The 20,650-nt window shown below is 70.2% G+C and carries 16 protein-coding genes; 7 read left to right on the forward strand and 9 right to left on the reverse strand.

Annotation, left to right across the window (positions count from 1 at the left end; genetic code table 11):
• Nucleotide 1: 1 nt before the first annotated feature.
• Nucleotides 2–832, reverse strand: coding sequence for a protein NO VEIN domain-containing protein (locus DJ019_RS04460; protein WP_240606370.1), 831 nt, complete (start codon nt 830–832; stop codon nt 2–4).
• A 319-nt stretch (nt 833–1,151) separates the two neighbouring features.
• On the opposite strand from DJ019_RS04460, the gene DJ019_RS04465 reads away from it, so the two are divergent.
• Nucleotides 1,152–1,433 carry a hypothetical protein gene (locus DJ019_RS04465; RefSeq protein ID WP_111274806.1) on the forward strand — a complete coding sequence of 94 codons (282 nt, stop codon included), beginning with the start codon at nt 1,152–1,154 and terminating at the stop codon, nt 1,431–1,433.
• 367 nt (nt 1,434–1,800) lie between these two features.
• Here DJ019_RS04465 and DJ019_RS04470 read toward each other — a convergent pair whose 3' ends face one another.
• The gene (locus DJ019_RS04470) at nt 1,801–2,844 is read right to left on the reverse strand and encodes a ribonucleotide-diphosphate reductase subunit beta (RefSeq protein WP_111274807.1); all 1,044 of its coding nucleotides are present in this window, start codon (nt 2,842–2,844) and stop codon (nt 1,801–1,803) included.
• Nucleotides 2,845–2,974: 130 nt separating this feature from the next.
• On the opposite strand from DJ019_RS04470, the gene DJ019_RS04475 reads away from it, so the two are divergent.
• On the forward strand, nt 2,975–3,652 hold the full coding sequence (locus DJ019_RS04475; RefSeq protein ID WP_111274808.1) for a glutathione S-transferase family protein: 678 nt from the start codon (nt 2,975–2,977) through the stop codon (nt 3,650–3,652).
• A 10-nt stretch (nt 3,653–3,662) separates the two neighbouring features.
• Here the strand turns inward: DJ019_RS04475 and DJ019_RS04480 are convergent, their stop codons facing one another.
• The 4 genes from DJ019_RS04480 to putA all read right to left on the reverse strand — a co-directional run bounded on the left by DJ019_RS04480 (nt 3,663) and on the right by putA (nt 11,498).
• Nucleotides 3,663–5,519 carry a ribonucleoside-diphosphate reductase subunit alpha gene (locus DJ019_RS04480; RefSeq protein ID WP_111274809.1) on the reverse strand — a complete coding sequence of 619 codons (1,857 nt, stop codon included), beginning with the start codon at nt 5,517–5,519 and terminating at the stop codon, nt 3,663–3,665.
• A gap of 222 nt (nt 5,520–5,741) precedes the next feature.
• Complete coding sequence (locus DJ019_RS04485; protein ID WP_111274810.1) at nt 5,742–7,520, reverse strand: SLC13 family permease; 1,779 nt, start codon at nt 7,518–7,520, stop codon at nt 5,742–5,744.
• Between the two features lie 83 nt (nt 7,521–7,603).
• The gene (locus tag DJ019_RS04490; RefSeq protein WP_165843894.1) at nt 7,604–8,290 is read right to left on the reverse strand and encodes a hypothetical protein; all 687 of its coding nucleotides are present in this window, start codon (nt 8,288–8,290) and stop codon (nt 7,604–7,606) included.
• Between the two features lie 112 nt (nt 8,291–8,402).
• A complete protein-coding gene (putA, locus tag DJ019_RS04495) occupies nt 8,403–11,498 on the reverse strand; it encodes a bifunctional proline dehydrogenase/L-glutamate gamma-semialdehyde dehydrogenase PutA (RefSeq protein WP_111274812.1) in 3,096 nt (1,031 codons plus the stop codon).
• Nucleotides 11,499–11,600: 102 nt separating this feature from the next.
• Between putA and DJ019_RS04500 the strand changes: the two genes are divergently transcribed.
• Complete coding sequence (locus DJ019_RS04500) at nt 11,601–12,071, forward strand: winged helix-turn-helix transcriptional regulator (protein ID WP_111274813.1); 471 nt, start codon at nt 11,601–11,603, stop codon at nt 12,069–12,071.
• Between the two features lie 82 nt (nt 12,072–12,153).
• Here the strand turns inward: DJ019_RS04500 and DJ019_RS04505 are convergent, their stop codons facing one another.
• Together DJ019_RS04505 and DJ019_RS04510 are read right to left on the reverse strand one after the other, a co-directional pair.
• On the reverse strand, nt 12,154–13,347 hold the full coding sequence (locus DJ019_RS04505) for an OmpA family protein (protein WP_111274814.1): 1,194 nt from the start codon (nt 13,345–13,347) through the stop codon (nt 12,154–12,156).
• 529 nt (nt 13,348–13,876) lie between these two features.
• Entirely contained in the window at nt 13,877–15,661 is a 1,785-nt protein-coding gene (locus DJ019_RS04510; protein WP_111274815.1) for a cation:proton antiporter domain-containing protein, read from the reverse strand.
• Nucleotides 15,662–15,789: 128 nt separating this feature from the next.
• Between DJ019_RS04510 and DJ019_RS04515 the strand changes: the two genes are divergently transcribed.
• The 4 genes from DJ019_RS04515 to DJ019_RS04530 are packed head-to-tail and all read left to right on the forward strand — an operon-like array spanning nt 15,790 to nt 19,161.
• Nucleotides 15,790–16,128, forward strand: coding sequence for a DUF2946 family protein (locus DJ019_RS04515; protein ID WP_111274816.1), 339 nt, complete (start codon nt 15,790–15,792; stop codon nt 16,126–16,128).
• 60 nt (nt 16,129–16,188) lie between these two features.
• Nucleotides 16,189–18,231, forward strand: a complete 2,043-nt coding sequence (locus DJ019_RS04520; RefSeq protein WP_111274817.1) for a TonB-dependent receptor family protein — start codon at nt 16,189–16,191, stop codon at nt 18,229–18,231.
• A complete protein-coding gene (locus DJ019_RS04525; RefSeq protein ID WP_111274818.1) occupies nt 18,219–18,710 on the forward strand; it encodes a YcnI family copper-binding membrane protein in 492 nt (163 codons plus the stop codon). The genes DJ019_RS04520 and DJ019_RS04525 overlap by 13 nt, the downstream gene beginning before the upstream one ends.
• A 10-nt stretch (nt 18,711–18,720) precedes the next feature.
• Entirely contained in the window at nt 18,721–19,161 is a 441-nt protein-coding gene (locus DJ019_RS04530) for a copper chaperone PCu(A)C (RefSeq protein ID WP_165843895.1), read from the forward strand.
• 22 nt (nt 19,162–19,183) lie between these two features.
• Here the strand turns inward: DJ019_RS04530 and DJ019_RS04535 are convergent, their stop codons facing one another.
• On the reverse strand, nt 19,184–20,647 hold the full coding sequence (locus DJ019_RS04535) for an amidase family protein (RefSeq protein WP_205854088.1): 1,464 nt from the start codon (nt 20,645–20,647) through the stop codon (nt 19,184–19,186).
• Nucleotides 20,648–20,650: the final 3 nt, after the last annotated feature.

Consider the following 20,650-nt stretch of genomic DNA (forward strand, 5'->3'; position numbering starts at 1 on the left):
ACTACGCGAAGCTCGCCTGATAGGTGTGCGGCGATAGCCGCACGGCGTCGGCCAGCGGCGGCTCCAGTTCGAACATCCGCGGCTCGCGGGCGAACGAGTAGAGCCGTAGCAGCCTGAAGGCGTCCGCCCGCTCGTCGGCGAGCGCACACTCATTGCGCGTCAGGTAGAAGGGCGTGGTGCGCCCGCCCAGCGTGGTCTTGACCTCCAGCAGGCGCTCCCGCCCCGATCGGTCGAACGAGCGGATGTCATAGCCGGCGCCGTCACCATCCTCCTCCGCCACCCAGCGCACCTTGCGAGCCAGGTCCGGCCGATCCTCGGCGCGCAATCGATGCTGTTCGAACTCGAACACCGCCCGCTCACCTGCCTTACCGAGCTGCCGGTTGCGGAAGTCCCTTTCGCCGGCGTCGAACTTCCGGACCAGGCGCTCCAGCTCCTTGGGACGGTCGCGTGCCGGCTGCAACGGCGGTGGCGGCTCCACGAAGAGACCGCCCGGCTCGGCCAGTTCCACCGCCTCCGGCCGCCAGAGCGTGACCGGCCGGGACGACAGATAGCGTTCGATCGCGTCCAGGATCGTGCGCTGATAGTTGGGCTTCGGCTTGTAGCCGCGGATCGTGGGGTGCCCCAGTTCCTCCAGCACCGCCGAGATGTTCATGTGCTTGAACTCGACCGAGCGATGAGTCCGCCCGATCCGCGCCATCAGCTCGGCCGCATGGCGAGACTTCACATAGCTGCGGCCAGCCTGCTCGGCCTCCAGCATGGCGAAATGGTCGGCGACGATGAGATCGAGCTCATCGTCGGTCCAGACCGTACCGATCTTCTCGTGGTCCGCCACACGCGCCCCCGCGGGCAGGATGCCGTCGGTGAGCCTGGTCGTGCAAGGCCGGACCCTTTTCCGCCCCCCTCTCGGCTGTCATCCCGGTTTGGGCGAACGCCCAAGACCGGGACCCAACGCCGCTCCACGCGCCTGGGGGCGCCGAACGGAGCGTCGGCGCGGAGACCGCAGACAGTCCATGCAGCGTTCGGCGGGTTGGGTCCCGGTCTTCGCCTGCGGCGAAACCGGGATGACACCGGAGGGGATGCGCCGCCCTTGACGGACTGTTCAGCGCGCCGAGACCAAGGTGCGACGGACAGGCTCCGAGGAACTCATGCGAATGGCATCCCACCTATGCCGCAGGGCGGTCGCGCCCGTCGCCGCGGCGCTCGCGGGCCTCGGCATGTCAGCGTGCTTTGTCGGCGATGAGAACGCGGACCGGTGGGCGACCCCACGCCAGATTGTGGAGGCCGCATCCCGCTGCGGGGTCCCGAACGTCCAGCCGACCAAGGTTGGCGGCGGCTGGGCGGCCTACGTCCCGGGCGAGGATTTCGGGCACGGGCCCAAGAGCGACTGCATCTACGCCGACCTGGAGCGTCAGGGACGTCTCGCGACGCGGTAAGGTCCGCCTCCCCCAGCCATCCATCGGCGGACGCGGGGGGATCAGCGGCGGCGGCGCTCGCGCTTCAATCTCGTGGCGACGAGCCTGCCCTTCGGGTCCGGTCAGTCCGCCGACACCGGCCCCTGGCCGGCCGCCCCGCGGCGGCCCCCGGGCCGTCCTTGAGTGTCCGGCCCCGCAGGGCTCCCCTCCGCCCATGAGATCGAAGCCTTCCTCTCTCCGGTGGAGGAGGGGCAGCGATGCGCCAGTTCTTCGCGTTGACCGCAGCCGCTTGGCCTGGCGCTGACCACCGAACCTTCCGAACTTCGGCTTGGAATCACCACTTCGCGTTAAGGCCGAGGCTGGGCATCCGCCAACGGCCCCGGCCCCCTCACTCCGCCGGCAGCGTCTCCGCCCGCTTGGCCATCATCCGGTCGAAGTCGGCCCAGACGCCCTGGTCGCCGTGCCATTGACCCTTGGTCGCGGCCTTGGAGTATTCGGTGCTGCGGGCCTCGAAGAAGTTGGCGTGTTCGACGCCGCTCAGCATCGACTGCAGCCAGGGCAGCGGGTTTTCGGCGCCGATCTCGTAGACCTGGGGCAGGCCCAGCTGCTTCAGGCGCCAGTCGGCGATGAAGCGGATGTATTTCTTGATGTCGTCCGGGGTCATGCCCTGGACCTCGCCGGCCTCGAAGGCCAGGTCGATGAACTTGTCCTCCAGGCCCACCACCGTCTTGCAGCAGTCGACGATGTCGTCGGCCACCGCCTTGGTCACCGCGCCCGTCTCCTTGTTGAAGGCGTGGTACAGCTTGATGATCCCCTCGCAGTGCAGGCTCTCGTCGCGCACCGACCACGAGACGATCTGGCCCATGCCCTTCATCTTGTTGTGGCGCGGGAAGTTCATCAGCATCGCGAAGCTGGCGAACAGCTGCAGCCCCTCGGTGAAGCCGCCGAACATGGCCAGGGTGCGGCAGATGTCGGCGTCGGTGTCGACGCCGAACTGCTGCATGTAGTCGTGCTTGTCGCGCATGGCCTGGTAGTCGAGGAAGGCCGTGAACTCGCTGTCGGGCATGCCGATCGTCTCGAGCAGCAGCGCGTAGGCGGCGATGTGGATCGTCTCCATGTTGGAGAACGCCGAGAGCATCATCTTCACCTCGGTGGGTTTGAAGACTCTGGCGTACCGCTCCATGTAGTTGTCGTTCACCTCGACGTCCGACTGGGTGAAGAAGCGGAAGATCTGGGTGAGCAGGTTGCGCTCGCGGTCGTTGAGCTTGGTGGCCCAGTCCTTCAGGTCCTCGCCCAGCGGGACCTCCTCCGGCATCCAGTGCACCTGCTGCTGCTTCTTCCAGTAGTCGTAGGCCCACGGGTAGCGGAACGGCTTGTAGGCGAAGGACGGGGTGAGCAGGCCGGGAAGCTGGCGGACGGTGGACGTGGTCACGGACTTACCCTTCGGACGAATCGGGAGCGGACGCTTCCTGTTAAGGGAAAGGTAAGCCTGAAGCGCGTTTCGCGCACCGGGAACTTTCGTCGCGGCGGGGGATGAATTCGCTATCGGTTGTGGATGACCAATGACTGACCGCTACATCTTGTATTCCGCCGTCGGATCGGGCGGGGTGGCCGTGGAGGCGGCCCTGACGCTCATGGGCCAGCCGTACGCGCTGGTGGAGGCGCCCACCTTCGCCTTCGACGCCCCGGAGGCGGGCGACCGGGTGCTGGCCGCCAATCCGCTCCGGCAGGTCCCGGCGCTGGTGCTGCCGTCGGGCGAGGTGATGACCGAGAGCGCGGCGATCCTGGTGCGGCTGGGGGAGCTGCACCCGGAAGCCGGCCTCGCGCCCCGGCTGGACGATCCTCGGCGCGCGGCCTTCCTGCGGTGGATGAGCTTCGTGAGCTCGGCGATCTACGCCCACTACTGGCTGAAGGACGACCCGTCGCGCCTGGTGGCCGACGCCTCGCTGTGGGCCGACGTGGACCGCCGCATCGAGGCGCGGATCCTGGAGTGCTGGGCGGTGATGGAGGCGGGCGCCGCGCCGGTCGGCCGCTACATCCTGGGCGAGGCCCTGACCGTGCTCGACCTCTACGTCGCGGTGGTCAGCCGCTTCCGCCCCCGCCGGCAGGCGTTCGCGGCCGTCGCCCCTCGCCTTGGCGAGGTGGCCCGCCGCGTGGACACCGAACCGCGCCTGGCCGCCCTGTGGGCCGAACGCTATCCGTTCGAGCCCGGCTGGGACGTGCGTCCGCTCCTGACGTAGCGACGATGGCCTACTGGCAGGCCAGGCATTCCTCGTAGTCGGTCTTGCCCTCGACCTGGATCTGGGCGGCGATCTCCTCGCCCCCGGCATGGGCCGCCCGCTGCACCGACTTGGAGCGGAGGTAGTAGAGCGACTTGCAGCCCCGCTCCCACGCCTGCCAGTGCAGCATGTGCAGGTCCCACTTGTTGACGTCGCCGGGCAGGAACAGGTTCACCGACTGGGACTGGCAGATGTCGGGCGTACGGTCGGCCGCCAGCTCGACGACCCAGCGCTGGTCGATCTCGAAGGCGGTCTTGTAGACGTCCTTCTCGTCCTGGCTGAGGAAGTCCAGATGCTGGACCGAGCCCTCGTTGGCCAGGATCGAGTCCCAGACCGCGGCGGTGTTCTGGCCCTTCTCGTCTAGCAACCGTTCCAGGTAGGGGTTCTTCACCGCGAAGGTCCCGGAGAGGGTCTTGTGGGTGTAGATGTTGGCCGGGATCGGCTCGATGCCCGCCGAGGTGCCGCCGCAGATGATCGAGATCGAGGCGGTCGGGGCGATGGCCAGCTTGTGGCTGAACCGCTCCATCACGCCGCGCTCGGCCGCGTCCGGGCAGGGGCCGCGCTCGGCGGCCAGCTTGCGGGAGGCCGCGTCGCACTGGCGGCGCAGGGTCTTGAAGAGGCGCATGTTCCAGGACTTGGCCATGGCGCTCTCGAACGGCACGTTCTGGGCCTGCAGGAACGAGTGGAAGCCCATCAGGCCGAGGCCCACCGAACGCTCGCGCCGGGCCGCGTAGACCGCGTGCTTCATCTCGGGCGGGGCCCGGTTGATAAAGTCCTCCAGCACGTTGTCGAGGAAGCGCATGACGTCCTCGATGAACGTCGGGTGGTCGCGCCACTCCAGGAAGGTCTCGGCGTTGACCGAGCTGAGGCAGCAGACCGCGGTCCGCTCCAGGCCCAGGTGGTCCTTGCCGGTGTGCAGCATGATCTCTGAGCACAGGTTCGACTGGCGCACCGACAGGCCCAGCTCACGCTGGTGCTGCGGCATGGCGCGGTTCACCGTGTCGGAGAAGATCAGGTAGGGCTCGCCGGTCTGCAGACGGATCTCGAGGATCTTCTGCCAGAGCGAGCGGGCGTCGACCTCGCGGATCACCTCGCCCGTCTTCGGCGAGCGCAGGCTGAACATGGCGCCGTCGCGGACGGCCTCCATAAACTCGTCGGTGATCGACAGGCCGTGGTGGAGGTTGAGGCTCTTGCGGTTGAAGTCGCCCGACGGCTTCCGAATCTCGAGGAACTCCTCGATCTCGGGGTGGTGGACATCGAGGTAGACGGCCGCCGAGCCGCGGCGCAGCGAACCCTGGCTGATCGCCAGGGTCAGGCTGTCCATCACGCGGATGAAGGGGATGATGCCGCTGGTCTGCCCGGCGCCCTTCACCTTCTCGCCGATGGAGCGCACGCCGCCCCAGTAGGTGCCGATGCCGCCGCCGTTCGACGCCAGGGCCACGTTCTCGTTCCAGACGCCCTGGATGCCTTCCAGGTTGTCGGGCACGGCGTTGAGGAAGCAGGAGATGGGCAGGCCGCGGCCTGCACCGCCGTTCGAGAGCACCGGCGTTGCCGGCATGAACCACAGGCGCGAGATGTAGTCGTAGATCCGCTGGGCGTGCTCGGCGTCGTCGGCATAGGCCGTGGCGACGCGGGCGAACATGTCCTGGTAGCTCTCGCCCGGCAGGAGGTAACGGTCCTCCAGCGTGGTCTTGCCGAAATCGGTCAGCAGCGCGTCCCGCTCGCGGTCGACCTCGACCTTGCGCACCAGCTGCAGCTGCGGCCGGGCCTGCGCCGGCGCAACACGTTCAGAAGTCTCGGCAATCCCAACCTTCGCCGCTTCGCTCATGTCCCTGCCTTGCCCCTCGAAGAAGGCCCCTTGGCCTTCAGCCCCATATGTTGTGGTCCAGCCCCCGAACCAACCCACATATGGACACATGAGCCCCCGGGAGTCGTCAATGAGGCGGCCTGTCCGTCCCCAAACTTTTTCGCTAACGAGGTCTTAACGCCGAGGATGGCGCACTCGACGCCGGGGGTTAACCGGGCGTCGCGCTCACGACCATGTGAACACTCATCCGAGCGGCCAGACGGCGGCGATCAACGGCGTCCCCACGAGGAGAACCAGCAGAGTCAGCGGCGCGCCCAGACGCGGGTAGTCCGAGAAGCGATAGCCGCCCGGCGCCATGACCAGCGTGTTGCACTGGTGGCCCACCGGCGTCAGAAAGTCGCAGGCCGCCCCGACCGCCACCGCCATCAGGAACGGGTCGGGGTTGAGGCCCAACAGCTTCGCTAGCGCGGCGCCGACGGGGGCGACGATCAGCACGGTGGCTGCGTTGTTGAGGAAAGGGGTCGCCGCCATCGCGACGGCCATGATCGCACCCAGGGCCAGGATCGGCGCCTGCCCCTCGAAAACGAAGGCCAGCGTCTGCGCGATCAGGTCTGCGCCGCCCGTGGCGCGGATGGCGTCGCTGACGGGGATCAGCGCCGCGATCAGCACCAGGACGGGCCCATCGAACGCCGAATAGGCCTCGCGCATCCGGATCGCGCCCGACACCACCATCGCCACGGCCGCGGCGAAGAAGGCCATGGCTACGGGCACGGCCTGGGCGGCCACCAGGATCATGGCCGCGGCGAGGATCAGGGCCGGCACGACGCGCCGTCGCACGCCGCCCAACCGCACCTCGCGCTCGGCCAGCGGCAGCAGGCCCAGGGTCTTCAACGCGCCCGGCAGGGTCCTCTCGGCGCCCTGCACCACGACGATATCGCCCGACCGCAGGCGCATGGTGGTGAGCGCGGCGGGGGTGCGGTAGCCGGCGCGGCTCACCGCCAGCAGGTTGACCCCGTGTTGGCCGTAGAGGTCTGCCTGGCCGGCCGAGCGGCCGATCAGAAGGGAGTCCTGGCTGACCACGGCTTCCACCACCCGCACCTCCTCGGTGGGTTCGTCCATGGCGATCGGCCGGTCTGAGCGCGTGAGCCGCAGGCGCGCGCGGCTGATCATCCGGTCCAGCGCCTCGTGGTCGCCCTCCACCAGCAGGATGTCGCCAGGCCGGGCGCGGGTGTTGAGGTGCGGCGCCTTTCGCCGCTGGCCATCGCGGACAAGGGCCATGATGGTCACCTCGTTCTCGCCGAGGGTCTGCAGGTGGCGCAGTGTGCGCTTCTCCAGCGACCAGTCCGGCGGAACGGCCACCTCGGTGAGGTAGGGCGCGGTCTCGATCGCCGCGTCGAGCGTCTCCGCCGCGACCCGCTGCTCGGGCAGCAGCCGGTAGCCGAACGCCAGGAACACGAGTCCCAGCGCCGTGAGGCCCAGCCCGACCGGCGCGTAGTCGTACATGCCGAAGGGCCGCCCGAGGATCTGCTCACGCACCTCCGAGACGAGGATGTTCGGCGATGTGCCGACCATCGTCACCGTTCCGCCGATGAGCGCGCCGAAACTCATGGGCATCAGCAGGCGAGAGGGAGACGTGCCGGTCCGCCGGGCGACCTGCAGGGCGATCGGCATCATCAGGGCCAGCGCCCCGACGTTCTTGGTCACCATGGACAGCACGGTCACCGCGGCGGTGAACAGCGGGACCTGGGTCCGCGCGTCCGTCAGGCGAGGAAGCACCGGCCGCAACGCCGCCTCGACGATTCCGGAGCGGGCGAAGGCGGCGCTGACCACGAGCGCGCAGGCGATGATCACGGTGACGTCGTTGGCGAATCCGGAGAACGCCGCCTTCGCCGGCACGACACCGATGGCGACCCCGAGGACCAGCGCGACGAGCGCGATCACGTCATATCGCCAGCGCCCCCAGATGAAGGCGGCGATGGTCATGCCGACCAGCCCGAAGGCCAGGGCCTGCTGCAGTGTCATGTCGTCCCTCGAACCGACCCCATGGCCGGCGTCCGGGAGCATCAACGCATGAGCGCCGAACAGGCTGCGCTATGGGCAAGACGTCAGAGGCTGGCCCGAAAGACGAAGGGCCCCACGTGGCCGACGGCCTCGTCGAAGACGACCCAGATGTCGCCGCCCGTGGCCTGCCACCGCCGGCAGAACGAGACGTCCTCGCCCATGGCGACGCCGGTTTCGTCGTAGTCGGGGTCGAAGCATTGCAGGACGTTCTTCAGGCCCTGGTGCTCGTAGTAGCTGCCGGCGGCAGGGCGATAGAGCTCGGGATGGGCGTCGCGCAGGGTCTCGAACACCTGCCGCTTGATGAGCATGAGGCCCGTCCCAGTGCGGCGCGCCTTGTAGAAGCCGTTCCGCTCCACGCGCGGTGTCTCCAGCTCCATCACGAAGCTGAGCGAGCGGGCCCAGGCGCCGCCCGGGTTGTCGTGCATCCGCGACATGGCGTGGAAACGCGGCACGTCCAGAACCCGGTGCGGGCAGACCGCCGAGACGACCGGCGAGTCGAAGTCGAGCATCCGACGGATCAAGTGGGGCGGGTAGTCGATATCGCTGTCGATGAAGAGCAGGTGGGAGTGGCCGGACTCCAGCACATGGCTGGCCAGGGCGTTGCGCGCCCACGCCAGCAGCGTGCCGCTGGTGGTCTTCCAGTCCAGCCGGTCGCCCATTTCCGCCCACAGCGACAGCAGCGACCCGGTGTAGTGGGTCGTCAGCTGGCCATTGTAAGTCGGTGTTCCCACCAGGATCCGCATTGCGTCGTCTTCCGCCACCGGTGCGCCCGGTACACGGGTCTGGCCCGCGCGCGTCAAAGGGCGCTCGGCCAAAGGCGCCGCTGGCGCGATGAGCGGCCGATCAGGCGTCCAGGTTCAGCAGCGCCGGATCGCCGCCCTGGGCGGTGATGTTGACACTGACCGCCCGCTCCACCGCATACCGCAGCAGGGCATGCGGCCCGCCGGCCTTGGGACCGGTGCCCGACAGCCCCTCGCCGCCGAACGGCTGCACGCCGACCACCGCGCCGATCATCGAGCGGTTCACATAGGCGTTGCCGGCGGGGACGGCCTCACGGACTTCGTCGGCGAAGGCCTCGATGCGGCTGTGAACGCCGAGGGTCAGGCCGTAGCGCGCGGCCACCAGCGGCGCGGCGGCCTCGGCCAGCTTGGCCGGGTCGTAGCGGACCACGTGCAGGACCGGGCCGAAGACCTCCTTCTGCAGGAAGGCGGCGTCGGGGATCTCGGCCAGGGTCGGGGCGAAGAAATGGCCGCCGGCCGGAACCTCCAGCCTTCGCAGCACGCGGCCCTCGGCCGCCAGCCGCTCCACGTGGGCGTCGAGCACGGCCTTGGCGTCGGTATCGATCACCGGTCCGATGTCGGTGCGCGGATCGGCCGGATCGCCGACCACAAGGGTGTCCATGGCGCCCTTAAGGCCGTCGATCAGCGCGTCGGCGGTCTCGTGCGGCGCGAACAGGATCCGCAGGGCCGAGCAGCGCTGGCCGGCCGATCCAAAGGCCGAGGCGAGCACATCGTCGATCACCTGTTCGCGCAGGGCGGTCGTGTCGACGAACATGGCGTTCAGCCCGCCGGTCTCGGCGATGAAGGGCACGATGGGCCCCTGACGCGCGGCGAGCGTCCGGTTGATCGCCCAGGCCGTGTCGGTCCCGCCGGTGAAGGCCACGCCGTCGCAGCCGGGGTGCGAGACCAGGGCCTGGCCGACCGTCGCGCCGTCGCCGGGCAGCAGGTGCAGCAGGCCCTCCGGCACGCCGGCGGCATGGAACAGCTTCACCGCCTCGCTGGCGATGATCGGGGTCTGCTCCGCCGGCTTGGCCAGCACGCCGTTGCCGGCGGCCAGGGCCGCGGCCACCTGGCCGGTGAAGATGGCCAGGGGGAAATTCCACGGGCTGATGCAGACGAACACGCCGCGGCCGCGCAAGGACAGCTGGTTGGTCTCGCCCACCGGGCCGCGCAGGGTCTCCGGGCTGGCGAACTGCCGCTCGGCCAGCAGGGCGTAGTAGCGGCAGAAGTCCACGGCCTCGCGCACCTCGGCGATGGCGTCGGCGTAGCTCTTGCCGGCTTCGCGGACGCAGATGGAGATCAGGCGCTCGCGGTCGGTTTCCAGCGCGTCGCCCATAGCCCGCAGCACCTTGGCGCGGCCCTCCCCGCCGCGGCGGTCCCAGCCCGGCTGGGCGGCGTGGGCGGCGGCGAACGCCGTATCGGCCTGGGCGGGCGTCGCCTGCCAGGCGCGGCCGAGCGTGCGGGAGAGGTGGGACGGCGACAGCGCCGGCTTGAAGGCGCCCGCCTTTTCCAGTCGACCCGAGATGATCGGCCCGGCTTCCAGTTCCTCCCTATCCAGCTTGGCGACCGCCGCCGTGAGCTGGTCGCGCACCGCCTTGATGGAGAGGTCCAGGCCCTCGGAATTCTTCCGGCCGGGCCCGTAGACGTCGCGCGGCAGCGGGATGCGCGGGTGCGGGCCGGCGCCTGCGGCCTCGACGGCGGTGATCGGGTCGACGACGACCTTCGACACCGGGGTCTTCTCGTCGAGCAGGGCGTGGACGAACGAGGTGTTGGCGCCGTTCTCCAGCAGGCGACGGACGAGGTAGGGCAGGAGGTCCTCGTGGCTGCCCACCGGGGCGTAGACCCGGAGCGGGAAGTCGCCGTAGCGGTCCTTGGCGCCGCCATAGAGCGCCTCGCCCATGCCGTGCAGGCGCTGGAACTCGGGGCTTAGGCCCATCTGGCTCGCCATCACCCGGACGGCGGCGAGGGTGTGGGCGTTGTGGGTCGCGAACTGGCCGTACAGCGCCGGCGCGGCCGCCAGCAGGGCGCGGGCGCAGACCAGGTAGCTGACGTCGGTGGCCGCCTTGGTCGTGTAGACCGGATAGCCGGGCAGGCCGGCGACCTGGGCGCGCTTGATCTCCGAGTCCCAGTAGGCGCCCTTCACCAGGCGCACCATCAGCCGGCGGCCGGACGCGCGGGCGATGCCGGCGACGGCGTCGATCACCTGAGGCCCGCGCTTCTGGTAGGCCTGCACCGCGAGGCCGAGGCCGCGCCAGGCGCCCAGCGCCGGCTCACGCGCCAGCCGGTCCAGCAGCTCCAGGGAGATGACGAGGCGGTCGGCCTCCTCGGCGTCGAGGGTCAGGTTGATATCGGCCTCGGCGGCCATGACCGCGAGGCGCAGGATGCGAGGGTACAGGTCGGCGAACACCCGCTCGGCCTGGCGCGCCTCGTACCGCGGCGAGAGGGCCGACAGCTTCACCGAGACGCCGTGGCCGCGCTCGGGGCCCTGGCCCTTGGCGTGTCCGCCGACGATCTGGATGGCGCGGGCGTAGGCGGTCTCATAGCGATCGGCGTCGGCGTCGGTGCGGGCGCCCTCGCCCAGCATGTCGAACGAGCAGACGAAGCCGTCGCCGCCCGCGCGCTTGATGGCCTTCTCGATGGTGGCGCCCAATACGAACTGTTCGCCCATGATGCGGACGGCGGCGCCCACGGCCTTGCGGATGACCGGCTCACCGAGCCGCCCGGCCAGCCGCCGGACGAAGCCCGGCAGATCGCTCCGCGCCTCCTCGTCCGGGTCGATGATCTTGCCGGTGAGCATCAGGCTCCAGGTGGAGGCGTTGACCAGCAGGCTGTCGGAGCGGCCGGCGTGGCTGGCCCAGTCGGCGGAGGCGATCTTCTCGGCGATCAGGCGGTCGCGGGTCTCCTCGTCGGGCGTGCGGAGCAGCGCCTCGGCCAGGCACATCAGCGCCAGGCCCTCGCGGGTGGAGAGGCTGAACTCCTGCAGGAAGCTTTCGACCACGCCCTGGCGGCGGGCGCTCTGGCGGGCGGCCCGGACCAGGGCCTCGGCTTCGCCCTGCACGGCGTCGCGGTCCTGCTGCGACAGGGGCTTGGCGGCGAGCAGGGCCGCAATGGCCGTACGTTCATCGGCGAACTTCGCCGCATCCAGGTGATCGAACGACATCCACGCCTCCACATCCGTAAGCATTCGGCGTAGGGCAGATTTCGGCGAATGTGCTACGTAAGAACGGGCCTTCAGCCGAAGCTTCTCCTGCGGACAGACACTATGGCGAATATCCTGCGGCTGGACGACACCGATCGGCGATTGCTGCGGGTGCTGCAGGCCGACGGCCGCATCAGCAACGCCGAGTTGGCCGAGCGCTGCCACCTGTCGCCCTCGGCCTGCTCCGATCGGGTCCGCCGGCTGCGCGATAGCGGCTACATCACCGGCTTCGCGGCGCTGGTGGATCCGGCGCTGGTGGAGCGCGGCGTGCTGATCTTCGTGGAGGTGCTGCTGGACCGCACCACGCCCGACGTCTTCGAGACCTTCGCGGCGGCGGCCCGTCGCTCGCCCGACGTCCTGGAGTGCCACATGGTGGCGGGCGGCTTCGACTATCTGATCAAGGCGCGAGTGCGCGACCTGCCCGCCTGGAGGGTGTTCCTGGAAGAGGTCCTGGTGCGGATCCCCGGCGTGCGCGAGACGCGGACCTACGCCGTGCTGGAAGAGGTCAAGTCGACGACGCAGCTGCCGATCTGAATCCCGCCTCTGATGGGGAGGGAAAAGAAAAGGGCCCGGCGTTTCCACCGGGCCCCGATCTCATTCGCAGTCGTGGATCGACTTAGAAGTTGATGTCGATCGTCGAACGGCGGTTCAGCGGTTCCTTCACGCCGTCGCCGGTGGCGACCGCGGGCATGGACTCGCCCTTCCAGTCGACCGACAGCGCGCCGGCGCCCACGCCAGAACCCACCAGGGCGTCGGCCACGGCCTTCGCACGGCGCTCGGACAGGCGGACGTTGTAGGCGTCCGAACCGGAGGTGTCGGCGTGGCCCACGACCACCACGCGGGTGGCGTTGCCGGCCTTGGCGTAGTTCGCCGCGTCGGTGATCACCGCCTGGGCTTCCGGCGTGATCACGTACTGATCGAACGGGAAGTAGACGATGAACTGCTTCGCCTCATAGGCCGGCGGCGGAGGCGGCGGCGGAGGAGGCGGAGGCGGCGGGGGAGGCGGCGGAGGCGGCGGGGGCGGCGGCGGGGGCGGCGGGGGAGCCGCGAACAGGTACCGCAGACCCAGCGTCACCGCCTGGTCTTCATAGGCGCCCGAGAACACGCCGGGCTGCAGGCCCGTCGCCAGGCTGTTCGAGGACGCGAAGTCCAGATCAGACCCCGACAGATAGCGATAGGTCAGGTCGACGCTCAGCTGCTCGGTCGCCTTCCAGGCGAGGCCGGCGATGAACTGGTAGGCGAAAGCCGTGTCGTCGTCGTCGACGGTCAGGTTCTGGATCGCCGTGGCGGCGGTGGCGCCGGGCACGTTCGAGAACTGGCCGGTCACGTCCACCTTGACGTGATTGACGCCGATGCCCGCGCCGATGAACGGGTTGATCGTCGAGTCGGGCAGGATGTCGTAGATGATGTTGCCCATCAGGCTCCACGACGTCACGTCACCGTCGGGCGAACCGCAGGCCGGCGACGCGGCCGTGCGGGTCACGCCGGGGGTGCACAGGCCGACGACAGCCTGGTTGCCGCCGCCGCGGATCGACTCGATGTCGCCGCCGCGGTAGCCGAGCTCGAGCTCGACGCGCCAGTTGCTGTTGAGCTGGTAGCCAAGGCGAGCGAAGCCGGCCCAGTCCTCTTCCTGGTTGAATTCCCAGTCATAGGGGACGCCGTTCGGCGCGTTGTTCGCCGACTTGAGCTCGAATTCCTGCGGCCAGTGATATCCGAGGTCGACTGCGCCGTACCAGCCTTCTTGCGCGGACGCGCCGGAGGCGGCGAACGCCGCTGCCATTGCGGCCCCTGCCAGGAGTTTCAACTTCATAATCAGAGCCCTCTCGTTGCCCTCAGGTGGTGCGGCCGTTTGACCCAGCCGCCGTTATAACAAGGCCGACCCGTTGCGAAAGTGTCGCCAGAGCCACACTCGCAGCGCAAATTCGCCTGCCTTCCCAAGCTTAGCCAGGACGCCGCCCGGCGCCTCGCCCGCAAACGACGCCGTTTGCGAACGATGCGCAGGCACAGTGGCCCGGATCGCCCCGTCTGGCGTCGTGTGCGCCAGCCTCGCCGTCATAGCGAAGACATTGCCGATTCTGCAGCGCCGCTGGCGCCGCGTCCGTCGTATTCTGACGCAAGCCCTTGGCAATTCTTGAATAGACGGCCGGGTGACGCAGCCTGCCCGGAGTGTCCGGGGGAGCCGGAACCGGCCCCCAACGGTTGCTCGCTTCGTGACATGCGCAATTCCCCGACCCTCGGCCGCCCGACGTCTGGCTGCCCAACGCAGCAAGGTCACGCTTGGTTCCGCCCGCATGAACCGCCGATGAAATTTTTCTTCGCCGCCCCGTTTCCGGCGCCGTTCAGCCGCTTCGGTCACGCTGGAATCGGCGTGAACGCCCGCCGAGCGAGTCCGGGCGGTTCAGCGCGGCGCGGAATTCGTCACGCCGCTCGTGGATCGAGGCGATGACGAGGCCCATCGGCACGCCGATCTCGACCAGAACGGCCTCGGATAGCTGCAGGCTGGCTTCGACGGTCTCGGGTACGGCGTCCGTGGCGCCGAGGTCATAGAGCCGCTGGGCGTGACGGGCGTCCCGGGCCCGGGCGACGATGGTCAGGTCGGGACGCAGTTCTCGCGCGACGGCCACGATGGCCTCGACCCCCTCGGGGTTGTCCATGGTGACCACCAGCGCCCGCGCCTCGGCCAGGCCGCACCGCAGCAGGAATTCCGCCCGTGAGGCGTCGCCGAAGTAGATGCTTTCGCCGGCGCGACGACCCTGCTCGACCAGCTTGGCGTCGAGGTCGGCCCCGACCCAGGCGATCTCGTGCCGCCGCAGCATGTCGCCCACGAGCCGGCCCACGCGACCATAGCCGATCACCAGCACGCCAGGGTCGGTCGCGGCTTCGCCCCCCGGAGGCTCCGGGGGCAGTTCGGCTGGCGTCACCTGGCGCCCGCTCAGGCGCAGGCTGAGCTGGGACAGGAGGGGGATGGTGAACATCGTCAGCGTCGCGGCCACGAGTACGGTCTCGCCGACGGACCGTTCCACCAGGCGCTCGGTCATCGCCTGGCCGAGGATCACGAAGGCGAACTCGCCTGCGCCGGCGAGCAGCAGGGCGGCCTCGATGGCGCTTCGGGTCTTGAGGCCGAATACACGAGCAAGGCCGAAGACCACCGCCGTGTTCAACACGAGCAGCCCCGCGGCGATGCCCACGATCGCCCACGGACGTTCGAGCAGCAGCGGCACGTTGAGGCCGATGCCGACGGAGATGAAGAACAGGCCGAGCAGGAGCCCCTTGAACGGCTCGACGCGGACCTCGACCTCGTGTCGGAACTCGGTCTCGGCCAGGAGCAGGCCGGCGACGAAGGCGCCGAGCGCCATCGAGAGCCCCGCCAGGGCGCTGACCAGGCCGGCGCCGACGACGACCAGGAGGGACGCGGCCAGGAACAGCTCCTCGCTGCGCGCCCGGGCGACCGAGCGCAGCATGGGTCGCAGGAGCACCCGCCCCAGCACGAACAGGACGCCAAGCCCGACGATCGCCGGCGCCAGGGACAGCGCGAAGTTCAGCAACGGCGCGTCGCCGCTGGTGCGCCCCAGGAGCGTCAGGGTCACGAGGATGGGCGCGACGGCCAGATCCTGGAACAGCAGCACCGAGAAGGTCGCGCGCCCCGCCTGGGCATGCTGGCGCTTCTGTTCGGCCAGGATGGGCATGACGATGGCGGTGGACGAAAGGGCCAGCGCCGCCCCCAGGGCGAGCGCCGCGGACGGCGGCTGGCCGATGGCGACCGCGGCGCCGGCGATCACCGACAGGCACAGGCCCACCTGCAGCGCGCCCAGGCCGAACACATAGCGTCGCATCGCACGGAGACGCTCCCACGACAGCTCGAGCCCGATCATGAACAGCAGGAAGACGACCCCGAGTTCGGCGAGCTGCGACAGCTCGTCGGGATTGTCGATCGTGAAGGCTTCCAGCCACGTCACATCATGCGACAGGCTGCCCAGCCCATAGGGGCCCAGCACGACCCCGGCGCCGAGGAAGCCCAGGATTGGACTGATCTTCCACCGGCGGAAGAGCGGCACCACGACCCCGGCCGTCGCGAGAAACAGGACGACATCCTTGTACGCGCCGGTTTCGACGTGGCCTTCCATCAGGTCTCCGATTTCGCTGTCGCCGCCACTATGGCCTGCGCCGCCGGCTTGCGGAATCCCGGGATCGGTTTAGGAGGCCGTGCGTGGGACACGCGGGGACCAGGGCCGGGCGCGCCGAGCGGCGCGGGATGATCGCGCTATGCGCGGCGTTCATCCTGCTGGTCCAGATGCTGGCCCCGGCCTTCGCCGCGTCGGGCCCCCGCCTGCCCGACGGGTCGCTGCTGATCTGCGCTGACGGCGGAATGGCGCCCTCGGGCGCGCCCACCCCCGCGGATGACGGCGATCACAGCTGCGACCACTGCGTCTGCCCCGCCTCGGCCATCGCGCCCGCGCCGACCGCCACGGTCCAGCGCGTGGCCTATTCGGCCCAGGCGGCGGATCCTGCGACGCCGCCGCGCTTCCTCACCCCGCCGGCCCGCGCACCACCGCGCCCGCCGGGCCAGGGCCCTCCCTCCTCCGACGCCTGACGACCTCGCCGGCGCGCCGCCTGTGCGCGCCTGTCTTCACGTGTCTGGAAATCATCTCCCATGCGAACCACCCTTCGCGCGCTGCTGCTTGCAGCCTGCGCCGCGCCCACGGGCGCGCTCGCGGCCGACGAGGCCGCCAACACCGTCGACTCGGTGATCGTCACCGGCGTCCGCAACCCCGAAGACCCGCCGGTCGTCCAGGACGCCCGCCAGCGCCTGTCCGAAACCCCCGGCGCCGTCTCGGTCATCTCCCAGGAATCCTACGAGCGGCGCTTCGCCGTCGCGCTGGACGACGTCCTGCGGGATGCGCCAGGCGTCTACGTCCAGAAGAAGTGGGGCGGCGACCTGCGCATCTCGATCCGAGGGTCGGGCATCGGCAACGCCAACCACAACCGCGGGCTCCTGATCGCCCAGGACGGAGTGCCGCTGAACGAGGCCGACGGCTACGGCGACAGCCAGATCGCCGACCCGCTGAACACCCGTTTCACCGAGGTCTACCGCGGCGGCAACGCCCTGCGCTTCGGCGGCGCCCTGCTGGGCGGGGCGATCAACATGGTCGCGCCGACCGGCCGCACCGCGGGCTTCGAGAATCGCCTGCGCATCGACGGCGGCAGCTTCGGCTTGCTGCGGGAGCACCTGGCGGTCGCGCGCCAGCATGGCGACTGGGACCTCTACGCGGCCGCCACCAACCAGACCGGCCAGGGCTGGCGCCCGCAGAGCCAGCAGAACATCCAGTTCGGCACGCTCAACATCGGCCGCGCCTTCGGGGATGACCGGGAGTTCCGCCTGGTCGTCAACGGCTCCAACATCGCACAGGAAATCCCCGGCGCCCTGACCCGCGCCCAGTTCGACGCCAATCCCCGCCAGGCCACGGCCGGCAACTACGCCAACGACCAGGGTCGCAACCAGCGCGGGGTGCGCACCTCGCTCAGGAGCACCTGGCGCCTGAACGAAACCACCGTCTTCGAGGGCGCCGTTTATGGCGTCTGGAAGGACCTGGACCATCCGATCTTCCAGGTGATCGACCAGGAGAGCCGCAACTACGGCGCCTTCGGTCGCCTCGATTGGCAAGGCGAGCTCGGCGGGCGGCGCGCCGACGCCTACGCGGGGCTCTGGCTCCGGGCCGGCGACCTGGACTCCAACTTCTATGTCAATGTGAAGGGCGCCCGCGGCGCGCCGACCTCCCGGACCCGCCAGAACGCCGAGGCCATCGACGCCTTCGCCGAAGGCCGCCTGTTCGTCGCCGACCGGCTCGCCCTGGTCGGCGGCGCCACCTGGGGCAGAGCCACCCGCGACTACCAGCAGTACGCCATCCCCGGCGTCGGCTCGACGTTCAACCTCAAAGCCTCGAAGGACTACGACTGGCTCGCGCCCCGCATCGGCGTGCTCTGGGAAGGCGAGGACGGCATCCAGGTCTTCGCTAACCTGACGAAGTCCGTGGAGCCTCCGAACAACGGCTCGCTCTCGCCGACCGGAACCGGGTTCGCTCCCGTGAAGGCGCAACAGGCCTGGACCGCCGAGGTCGGCACGCGCGGCCGCCACGGCCCCTTCCTATGGGACATCACCTTCTATCGGGCGTGGCTCGACCGGGAGCTGCTCCAGTACACGGTGTCCGCCGACCGTCCTGCCTCGACCTTCAACGCCGACGAGACGATCCACCAGGGGGTCGAGGCGGCGCTGGACTGGCAGGTCGGCCAGGGCTTGCGCCTGCGCCAGGCCTGGACCTGGTCCGACTTCCGCTTCCGGAACGACAGCCAGTATTTCGACAACCGCCTGCCGATCGTGCCCGAGCACGTCTATCGGGCCGAGCTGCGCTACGAGCACCCGGCCGGCTGGTGGGTCGCTCCGACGGTGGAGTGGTCGGCGTCGGACGTCTGGGTCGATTTCGCCAACACCACCAAGGCGCCGTCCTATGCCATCTGGGGCCTTGGCGCGGGCTATCGGGTGAACGAGCGGGTCGCCCTGTTCGTCGACGCCCGGAACCTGGCCGACAAGGCCTACATCTCGAACGTCCAGGCCCAGATCCGGGCCACCGCGGCCAGCGCCGCCTACTGGCCCGGCGACGGCCGCAGCGTCTTCGGAGGCGTCACATGGACCTTCTGAGGCCGATCGCCTTCGCCCTGGCGACCTTCACCGCCGGGGCCACGCAGGCCCATGTGAGCATCCAGCCTACGACGGCCGCGCCAGGCGCCTATCAGGTGTTGCGGTTCGGCGTCGGTCACGGCTGCAGCGGCGACGCCACCACCGCCGTCACCATCCGCATCCCGCCCGGGACGCTCGCCGCCCGGCCCCAGCCGAAACCGGGCTGGACGTTGGAGGTCGATCGCGAGGGCGATGTCGTGCGCGCGATCCGGTGGCGCGGCGGCCCGCTGCCCGCCGACCAGTTCGAGGAGTTCGTCATGCTGGTCCACTTGCCGGAGCGCGCCGGGCCCCTGGCCTTCCCGGCGTTGCAGACCTGCGGCGCCAGGGACACCTTGTGGGGCGAGCCCACGCCACCCGGCGGGCCGCGGCCCCGACAGCCCGCGCCCGTCGTCACCCTCATCCCCGCGCCGCCGCCCGAAGGCGGCCACGATCATCACTAGGATGCCAACCATGAGACTCGCATTCGCCGCCCTCGCGGCCCTCTCCATCGCCGGCGCCGCCCAGGCCGCGCCGGCCGTCCAGGGCGCCTGGAGCCGCCCCGCCGCCCAGGGCGCGACCGGCGGCGGCTTCATGACCCTGTCCAATCCGGACAAGACCGCCGACGCGCTCGTGGCCGCCGAGACGCCCTGGGCGCGGGAGACCCAGATCCACCAGACGACGATGTCCGGCGGCATGGCCTCCATGAAGCGCCAGGACCGCGTGGCCATCGCCCCAGGCGCCAAGGTGGCGTTCGCCCCTGGCGGCTATCACCTGATGTTCATGGGGCTGACACGGGCGCTCAAGGCCGGCGACGCCATACCGGTGACCCTGACGTTCGCCAGCGGCGCCAAGGTCAAGGCCAGCTTCGTGGTGGGCATGGGGCCGCCGGCTCAGGGCCAGCACCACCACTGACCCTGACCTCGCCTTCCCCCCCTCAGCGGCCTCCGTCGAGCGGGGGAAGGTTCAGGGGCGGCGGCTCGAACCCGCGCACGGCCTCGTCGATCGCCTGGGCCACGGCGAGGGTCCGGGCGTCGCCGCCCAGCGGCCCGATGAGCTGGGCGCCCACCGGCAATCCCCCGGCCGTGCGACCGGCGGGAACCGTCGTGGCCGGCAGGCGCAACGCCGTGGCCGTGCTGACCCAGGTGAGCATGGCGTTGTACGGGATCGTCCGCCCATCCGAGATCTTCAGCGACCGGCGCGCAAAGGCTCGCCGGTCATGCGGGAAGGCGGGGACGGGGGCGACGGGCGCCAGGACGACGGCATAGCGGTCGAAGGCCGCGCCGATCTCGTGCCGTAGGCGCTGGCGCACCGCATCGGCGGCCATCCACTCCCGGTGACGCGCCGTGTAGGCCATGGTCACGGCGGCGTTCGACAGCGGTCCGGCGCCGCGCGCCAGGGCCCGCCGGGCGAAGGGGCGCATCAGCTCCATGCTGCGCAGCATGCGGGGCGGCATGTCCTCACCGAGGACGGCGCCCAGCAGGGTCTGGTACGCATGCAGGAGGGCGCGCATGTCGACCGGACTGGCGATCGGCTCCACCTCCGCCCCCGCCGCGCGAAGCTCCTCGGCGAATCCCTCCAGGACCGCACGCACCGCCGGATCCAGGGGGCAGAGCGGGTCATCCAGCCACAAGCCGATCTTCGTCTCCTTCAGGTCCGCGGGCGGCGCCTTGGGCGCCAGCGGCCCGGCCTCGATCACCGACAGCAGGAGCCGCAGGTCGCGGGCCGAGCGCGCCATCGGCCCCACCACGTTCAGGTCCCGCTCCACATGACTGTCGGGGCTGGGCGGCACGTGCCCCCGTTGCGAGACCAGGCCCCAGGTCGGCTTATGGCTGAAAACGCCGCAGAAGCTGGCCGGCACGCGCAGCGACCCGCCGATGTCCGAGCCGATCTCCAGGGCGGTGACCTGCGCCGCCAGCGCCGCCGCGGCCCCGCCCGAGGAACCCCCGGACGTGCGCGCAAGGTCCCACGGGTTGTTCGTCGCGCCGTAGAGGGCGTTGTACGTCTGCCAGTCGCCGGCCATCGCCGGCGTGTTGGTCTTTCCCCAGATCACCGCCCCGGCCCGGCGGGCATGGCTGACCGCCGCCGCGTCCGCGGTCATCCGGCGGCGCAGTTCGGGAAGTCCCGAGGAGGCGGCCATACCGGCGACGTCGAAGGTGTCCTTCACCGTCATGGGCAGACCAGCGAGCGGGCCCAGCGCTTCGCCCCGCACCCGCGCGTCGTCCATCGCCCGCGCCCGCTCCAGCGCCCGTTCGGGATCGGCGGCCACCACCGCGTTGATCTGCGCGTGGGTCTCGGCGTGGCGCGCCAGAGACATCTTCAGCAGCTCGACCGCCGACACCCGCTTCGACGCCAGGGCGATGAGCTGGCTGGTGGCGTCCTGGTCGAGCAGCTCGATCAACGC

The organism is Phenylobacterium kunshanense, from assembly GCF_003254525.1.
GTDB lineage: Bacteria > Pseudomonadota > Alphaproteobacteria > Caulobacterales > Caulobacteraceae > Phenylobacterium > Phenylobacterium kunshanense.

Coding starts and splice junctions, on each gene's coding strand:
- DJ019_RS04465 (WP_111274806.1), top strand. CDS start 1,152: ATGGCATCCCACCTATGCCGCAGGGCGGTCGCGCCCGTCGCCGCGGCG.
- DJ019_RS04475 (WP_111274808.1), top strand. CDS start 2,975: ATGACTGACCGCTACATCTTGTATTCCGCCGTCGGATCGGGCGGGGTG.
- DJ019_RS04480 (WP_111274809.1), bottom strand. CDS start 5,519: ATGAGCGAAGCGGCGAAGGTTGGGATTGCCGAGACTTCTGAACGTGTT.
- DJ019_RS04485 (WP_111274810.1), bottom strand. CDS start 7,520: ATGACACTGCAGCAGGCCCTGGCCTTCGGGCTGGTCGGCATGACCATC.
- putA (WP_111274812.1), bottom strand. CDS start 11,498: ATGTCGTTCGATCACCTGGATGCGGCGAAGTTCGCCGATGAACGTACG.
- DJ019_RS04500 (WP_111274813.1), top strand. CDS start 11,601: ATGGCGAATATCCTGCGGCTGGACGACACCGATCGGCGATTGCTGCGG.
- DJ019_RS04505 (WP_111274814.1), bottom strand. CDS start 13,347: ATGAAGTTGAAACTCCTGGCAGGGGCCGCAATGGCAGCGGCGTTCGCC.
- DJ019_RS04510 (WP_111274815.1), bottom strand. CDS start 15,661: ATGGAAGGCCACGTCGAAACCGGCGCGTACAAGGATGTCGTCCTGTTT.
- DJ019_RS04515 (WP_111274816.1), top strand. CDS start 15,790: ATGATCGCGCTATGCGCGGCGTTCATCCTGCTGGTCCAGATGCTGGCC.
- DJ019_RS04520 (WP_111274817.1), top strand. CDS start 16,189: ATGCGAACCACCCTTCGCGCGCTGCTGCTTGCAGCCTGCGCCGCGCCC.
- DJ019_RS04525 (WP_111274818.1), top strand. CDS start 18,219: ATGGACCTTCTGAGGCCGATCGCCTTCGCCCTGGCGACCTTCACCGCC.
- DJ019_RS04530 (WP_165843895.1), top strand. CDS start 18,721: ATGAGACTCGCATTCGCCGCCCTCGCGGCCCTCTCCATCGCCGGCGCC.